We start from the raw sequence: 6605 nt of genomic DNA, 5'->3' as shown, positions 1-6605 counted from the left end.
GCAGGGAAAGGTCTATGTCGTCTACCCGAAGTGCTACTGCCATCTTAAGAAGCAGTTCGGGGGCGATGTTCCGCATTGGTACTGCGAATGCACAGTCGGCTGGACCAGGGCGATGTTCGAGCAGGCATTGAATCGGTCAGTCGATGTAAAACTGGAATCCTCCGTCATCCGCGGCGATAAGGAGTGCAGGCTGAGGGTGATGCTAGAGAGTCCAAAATATTGACAGCGATATAGCCTTATCGCGAAGAGAACTGCAAGGTTAAGTAAGCGGGGCCTTGGCGCTGCATATCGATGCCGGCTTCTCTGAGCCTTCACCCCTGGGGATTGTGAAAAAAGGGTCTCATCCATAAAAATCTTAAGTAAAACACTTCGTCTAATCTCAACCCGCATTAAAACTAATGTGTTGAACCGAATACTAATGAAAATTATGAGCTGAGCGTAAGCAAGATACGCTATTCCAAGGTGTTGTGAATTACGATATGTCGTCTGAATCCGGGAAATATGCAAGAAAAGTTAATTACGGCCGTTTTGTCTTGACATATCACTAACTTTGGCTATCTTTAGAGTTGAAACCAAAGGAGGCGTATGAGCGCTGATTATTTTAAGAAATTACTCATCTGGGGAATGATGGCTGTTGCTTTACCGCTTGGCGCGCAGCTTTACAAGGCGGACCAGATTCTTGCCAAGCACATGAAAGCCATGGGAGGCGAGGCTTTGATTTCAAGGCTCAGATCGATAAAACTCGATGCTTCAGTCGAGTCCGGAGGTCTTAAGGGCGCCGCATCAATAATCGTTCTGGCGCCTGACAGAATACGCAATGAGATTAAGCTCGGGGTTCAGAACGAGGTTGCGTGTTTCAACGGCAAGGAGCAGTGGAAGATAGACGCTAACGGGGTTTTGTCAATCGGAGGCGAAGAGGCCCGCAAGACCGCCCTGAGCCAAGCGTTGATTTTAAGCTACGGCTACATGATGCCCGACTCGACAGTCAGGGTGCGCTACCTGTCCAGGGAGGGCGAAGCCGGAAGGAGCTTCATCCTTATGGAGGTTCTGCCCGACAGGGGCTATCCCGTGAAGATATGGATAGACGAGCAGACCTGGCTTCTCGCCAAAAGCGAAACTACGGCGGACGGCTTCACGACGACGAGCGAGTATGAAAACTTCGAGGCGTCGTCAGGCGTGATGGTTCCGAGAAACATACACACCGTTGTCGAGGAGCTTCAGCAGACCTACGATTATTCTTTCTATACCGTCGAGGTGAACGGATACGTTGACGAGCGTCTTTTCGTGATAACCGAACCTGTAGAACAAAACTATGCCTTCAGCAAGGGCGAGAAGAGCGCCCAGTTTCCTTTTGACTTTGCCGACGGCTGCATCTATCTCCGGGGCAGAATCAACGGCGACGGACCGTTCAATTTTATTCTTGATTCCGGAGAAAGGGTCTCCGCAATAGACGCCTCTTTAGCACGCAGGCTTATGCTTGCTCCTGCGGGCGAGTTCAAGGCGGAGAACCCCAGCGAGTATGCAGGCATGCCCATGGTGATGGTCGATTCCTTCTCGCTTCCCGGAGTCAGCCTGTACGGACAGGTAGACGTTTCTATGCAATCCTCCGATCTCTATTTACGCTACCCGGGCCGCCCGGTCGACATGGTGCTCGGCTACGATTTTCTGTCCCGGTTCGCGACCGAGGTGCGGTTTTCAGATAATACAATCACCGTCTATGAACGGGACAAGTTCTCGGCGCCTGCCGGATACAGCTACGTCACCTGCTCCTATGATTCCCGGATACCTTTAGTCAGCGGTTACGTGGAGGGGTTTCCCGGACGCTTCGTACTCGAGACAGCCTCTTCATCCTCGCTCGATCTTTCTGAACCCTTCATAAGGAAGAATAATCTGGCCAAGGGCCGCTCGAAGCTTGTCGCCTCAGAGCTTCATCCGGCAACCGGTAACGTGAAGATGCTTGCAGGCAGGCTGAAGATGTTCGCGATGGGACCTTTCGTGCTTGAGAATCTTCCTGCAGGTTTTGCGCAGAATGCACGCTCAGGCTTGCTTGCGTCGAGCCAGTTCGACGGTTTAGTGGGCAACGATATACTGAAACGTTTTGATTTCATCCTCGACTACAACGGAGACCGTCTGGCGCTTAGGCAGAACCAGGCGCTCGAATCCGAGTACAGGATAGGTAAAAGCGGCATCGTGCTCGGCGTTCTCGATGACGGCCGTTTTGTGGTTTCGGAAGTCGCCTCCGGCTCTCCAGCAGAGGATGCTCGAATCAAGCCTGGCGAGGAGCTTTACCAGGTGGACGGCGCGCTGGCGAAGAATATGGGCCTTGCGGCAATCAGGCAGGCTTTCAGCGCAGAGGACGGCAAGGAGATAACCCTTAAACTCATGCATGGCGCAGAATCAAGAGACGTTACGCTGACGCTAAGGACCTACTACTGATAAGAGCGGTATTCATGCGTACGCAGCCGGAACCGCGTGCCATCCGCTCAAAGGATTGAACAATGACATATTTGTTTTTAGCTGTCGTCATTGCGTTTTTATCGAGCGCTTCGACAGAAGAGAAGTCAACGGTGCTCGCATCGAACTCAGATACAATTAGCCTTGCGACCCTTTACGAAAGGCTTAACGATTACGACGTTGCGTTCGTGGGCGAGGAGCACGATTCTCCGGAAGGCCACAGAGCCGAACTTGAATTGCTCTCCAACCTCTTTGACAGGGACTCGACTCTCGTGATGGGGCTCGAGATGTTCGAGCGCGATGTTCAGCATGTACTCGATTCCTATCTTGCGGGCGAGATTGATGAAAGTGCCTTCCTTGAAGGTTCAAGACCCTGGCCGAACTATGAGACGGACTATCGGCCCCTGGTGGAATTCGCCCGCTCAAAGGGGATACCGGTTGTCGCCGCAAACGTACCCCGCAGGATGGCTTCGTTAGTATCTCGCTCAGGCGACTTCAGCCCCGAGCTATTCGGTGAGGACAGCGTATATCTTCCCGCGGCTATTGACTTTGATTCAAAGGAGTATCGCGAGCGGTTTATGTCGACCATGGAAGGTATGCCGCACGCAGGTCCTATGGGTGCAATGAACCCGGAGAACCTTTTCAAGGCGCAGGCGCTAAAGGATGCGGTAATGGCATCCTCTCTCTCTTCCTGGCTTGAGCGGGGCCGAAAGGTTCTATTCTTCTGCGGCCGCTTCCACTCGGACTACCATCTAGGGATACCCTACCAGCTCGAAAAGTCCCGTCCAGGCCTTAATATTGCCGTCGTTACTCTATTGCCCTATGACTCGAATGTCTCCGGCGAGGAGTTCTCGGGAGTGGCCGATTTCATAATGCTCTGCCGTTGACGCTTTGAACCGTAATTGACAGATTCAAGGAAAGGAGTATCATATCAGCATGATACGAGTACGCGAGTGCATGGACCCTAATCCAAGTTCTATTTTACCAAGAGATACGCTCAAACAAGCCGTTGAGATCATGCTTTCCAAGGAACATGACGGCATAGTGGTCGTAGATGAAAATATGCGTCCGCTGGGCGTAATAACGCTTGCCTACCTCTTGAGAGGGTTCGTGCCAGAGCACGTGGAGCGGCTGTCCGAAGCGCTCATTGGCGAGCTGGAAGAGGTCAATGCGAGGGCGTTCTTCGGTGCAACGAGCGGACTTTTCCTGGTCGCCGATTTCTTCCGTACTGAGATAAACGCCGTCGCGCTGGATGATTCCCTTCCGCTTGCCGCAGCTGAGATGGAACGCCAGCGTCTTGATTTTCTTCCGGTCGTGGACAAATCAAGGCTGGCAGGCGTCATTCGCAGACGCGATATAATGAGGGTTTTTTTCGACATCCCCAAGGATTCGGTCTAACGTTTTCTTCAAAATGATTGACAATTAAACAATCATCCTGGTCCAAGAAAAAGCTTTAATAGCCGCAAAATTCCTAGCAACTGCTATCAGTCTTCGCGGGGAAATATGCGCAGAACGTCCTTGGAGACCTTCTCAACGGAATCCTTAAGGTCCTCTTCAGAGATAAGTCCGTCCGAGATTAACTCCTGAAGTCTTTTCTCGTTGACCATGGAAACCTTATCCCAGAACCCTGATTTCTCGAGTATCTCCTTAAGCCTGGGCTGATTGAGTTTGAAGTGGGTTTCGCCGACGAGTCTTGCAGAACCCTTTGAGGTCACGACTTTTCTCTCATCCATCTTGGACATCTTCTCCGTTATCTTGAGCTTCAGGGCTTCCATCTGCTTTTCAATACCGGCCCGTTTTTCCCTTAAGTCGAGATACTGGGTGATAGCGGGCGTGAGATCCTCGGAAAGCTCTGGAAATTCGAGCTCCTCCGGCATTTTTCCCGGATTGTACCCTGAGAAATAAAGGTATATCGCGGTACGCGACGCTACGAAATCGGCAATGTGAAGGGCCCACTCCAAAGGTTTAGACGGCATCCTTAAAGGCTTGGGCCCCCACAGCCCCTGGTGACACTCAATAGCCCTCATTATCTCGTCGAAATGCGAAGTTTCAGACTCAAGCTCCTTGAGCTGGTAGCGGACAATCAAGGGATGGTCTTCTTCGGTGTGGCCGTTGTCCTTAACGCCGTTCTTGAATGAATCGTGGAGTATGGCTGCACAGCGTAAAACGTCCACTTGCACGCCCTCTATCTTGAAGGCCTTTCCAATCTCTTCGGCAAGATAGGCCACTCGCTTTGTATGCAGAACGAGTCCGCCCTTGCCCAAAGTATCCAGCGGATGGAACCTGCCTGTGGCTGAAGCCGGCACTTCCCAAAAGTAATCGGGAACCCGCTCAAGAGCCTTGGCTGTAAAGAGACGGATTGAAGTATCCTCAATAGATGCTACTTCTTCGTCGAGTTTAAATCGCAGATGATCGTCCATAAGTATTAATGTTAAGGAAGATTAACGATTTGTCAAATCCAACGACTTATCTTGCAGGTTGATCGCAGGGTAAAAAACAGGACTGCGCCCGCTTTAATAATTCGTCTTAAGGCTTGTCACCTTGTTACTTCTTGGAGTTCAACTATGGTTTCTATGATTGAGTAACTTACATCAGGCACGGTCGAGCCTAACTTAGTATACGTCTTAACGATACCTTCATCCTTGTCCCATAGCCGATAGCCTTCAGCTGAAATGAACTCGATAATCACGGGGTAGGTTACGGTCACCTTCAGAGCGGCTTTGTAAGTGCCTGCCGGGAAGTAGTCTAAAGTCTCCTTGAACAGCTCGCATCCTTCGAGACTAAAAAGAAACATTGTCACCGTTGATAAAAAAATTTTTTTTTCATATCTTCTCCTCTTTGACTCAGAATTAGTTTAAATGGATTCAGTGTTTTGCCAATCGTGGAGAGACTAATCTTTGTAAGGGCAGAAAGTGAAAGAACCCAAGAGTCTTTAGAGTAATAAAAAAGCGGGGCAGAGCCCCGCTTTAAATATCCAAAAAAAGGTTACTCGGTAGCAATAGACTTGAGCTGTGTTGTAGTCTCCATTAACATAAACATGACGTCAGGCACATCTATCTCGGCTTTTGTCCAAGCCTTGACGGTACCTGCGTCTTTGTCCCACCACTGCCAGTTTTCCATTTCGACGCCAGGAGTGGTAACCGATATCTTGAGAGCGCCGGCGTAGGTGCCTGCGGTAACCGTCACGTCTTCGGTTGATTTGGCTTCCCAGGTTATGTTGGTTGTATCATTGACTGGAATGTCCCATTTTGAGCCGACCTCAAGCTTTTTAGGTATGCTGTACAGAGGTGTGGTATCCGCCTTAGCGGCATAAAAGTCAACGGTTTCTTTCTCAAACGCCATGTATGATTTGCCAGCCTCATTCTCGAACTCCCAGACTTTGGTGCCGTTATCAAGCGTAGTTTCTCCGACGCACTTTGAAGTTGTTTCCCATGTAGAGTCTTTGACTGCGGAGCTGTCGGTAGCTACATAGTATGTGGAATCGTGCTTAACCGTTTCGTACGTCCAGATCTGACCAGCTTTAACCGGGAAATAGTCCACGCCCGGATTGAAGATTTCGCAGCCTGCGAAGCCGAGTACGAATACTATACCTAATGCTAAAGCAAGAGCTTTTTTCATACTAATTCCTCCTTAGGTTTTTTTAAGTGTATAATTCTACTTTCCATTGACGACTTGTCAAGGGGTAGCAGTTCGTGCGCCATTAGATAGTTACCAGGGTTTAAAGAGGGTATTAAAGAAAGCGGGGATCTCCATTAGAATTAGAAAAAAAGAGCTAAAGAAGGAGATTCCCCGGCTATGCAAATACGGTATGAGAGATTATACATCATGAACAGGGTTGAAGCAAGGCTTCTGCTAGTGGAGCGTTACAACGAATTAAAGAGCATCTCTTCGGTATCACGCGAGCTTGGGACCTCCCGCCAGGTGGTTCGCAAGTGGCTTAGACGTTACGAGGATGAGGGGTATAAAGGACTTCAGGACAGCTCCCGCAAACCTCACGTCTCGCCTCGCAGGACGGCTTCCATGGTAGAGCGTCTTGTATCCAAGCTTCGTAAAGAAACAGGTTACGGTCGGAGGCGACTAGCCTGGATACTGAGGAGAGACTATAACATCCACCTGTCGGAGGATACGGTGAGACACATCCTACGCAGGTT

8 protein-coding genes are annotated in these 6605 nt (G+C 50.1%); 5 read left to right on the top strand and 3 right to left on the bottom strand.

Translation table 11 applies throughout. The features are described 5' to 3' along the window. The 4 genes from GX441_08765 to GX441_08750 all read left to right on the top strand — a co-directional run. A partial coding sequence (locus GX441_08765) for a hypothetical protein (GenBank protein NLI98733.1) occupies positions 1 to 223 on the top strand: 223 nt, incomplete at its 5' end. A gap of 362 nt (positions 224 to 585) precedes the next feature. Continuing rightward, positions 586 to 2436, top strand: a complete 1851-nt coding sequence (locus GX441_08760; protein ID NLI98732.1) for a PDZ domain-containing protein — start codon at positions 586 to 588, stop codon at positions 2434 to 2436. Between the two features lie 62 nt (positions 2437 to 2498). Next, complete coding sequence (locus GX441_08755) at positions 2499 to 3341, top strand: ChaN family lipoprotein (GenBank protein ID NLI98731.1); 843 nt, start codon at positions 2499 to 2501, stop codon at positions 3339 to 3341. A 49-nt stretch (positions 3342 to 3390) separates the two neighbouring features. Continuing rightward, positions 3391 to 3852, top strand: coding sequence for a CBS domain-containing protein (locus GX441_08750; GenBank protein NLI98730.1), 462 nt, complete (start codon positions 3391 to 3393; stop codon positions 3850 to 3852). An 86-nt stretch (positions 3853 to 3938) separates the two neighbouring features. On the opposite strand, the gene GX441_08745 is transcribed toward GX441_08750, so the two are convergent. The 3 genes from GX441_08745 to GX441_08735 form a co-directional block, all read right to left on the bottom strand. After that, on the bottom strand, positions 3939 to 4874 hold the full coding sequence (locus GX441_08745) for an HD domain-containing protein (protein NLI98729.1): 936 nt from the start codon (positions 4872 to 4874) through the stop codon (positions 3939 to 3941). 116 nt (positions 4875 to 4990) lie between these two features. Next, the gene (locus tag GX441_08740) at positions 4991 to 5248 is read right to left on the bottom strand and encodes a hypothetical protein (protein NLI98728.1); all 258 of its coding nucleotides are present in this window, start codon (positions 5246 to 5248) and stop codon (positions 4991 to 4993) included. 191 nt (positions 5249 to 5439) lie between these two features. Then, entirely contained in the window at positions 5440 to 6072 is a 633-nt protein-coding gene (locus tag GX441_08735) for a hypothetical protein (protein NLI98727.1), read from the bottom strand. Between the two features lie 177 nt (positions 6073 to 6249). Between GX441_08735 and GX441_08730 the strand changes: the two genes are divergently transcribed. Then, positions 6250 to 6605: helix-turn-helix domain-containing protein (locus GX441_08730; protein ID NLI98726.1), on the top strand; the 356-nt coding region annotated here is incomplete at its 3' end.

The organism is bacterium (assembly GCA_012517375.1).
GTDB lineage: Bacteria > Hydrothermota > Tepidihabitantia > B3-TA06 > B3-TA06 > JAAYVC01.
The sequence above is the reverse complement of the archived record's forward strand: the minus strand, read 5'-3'. Positions and strand labels throughout refer to the sequence as shown.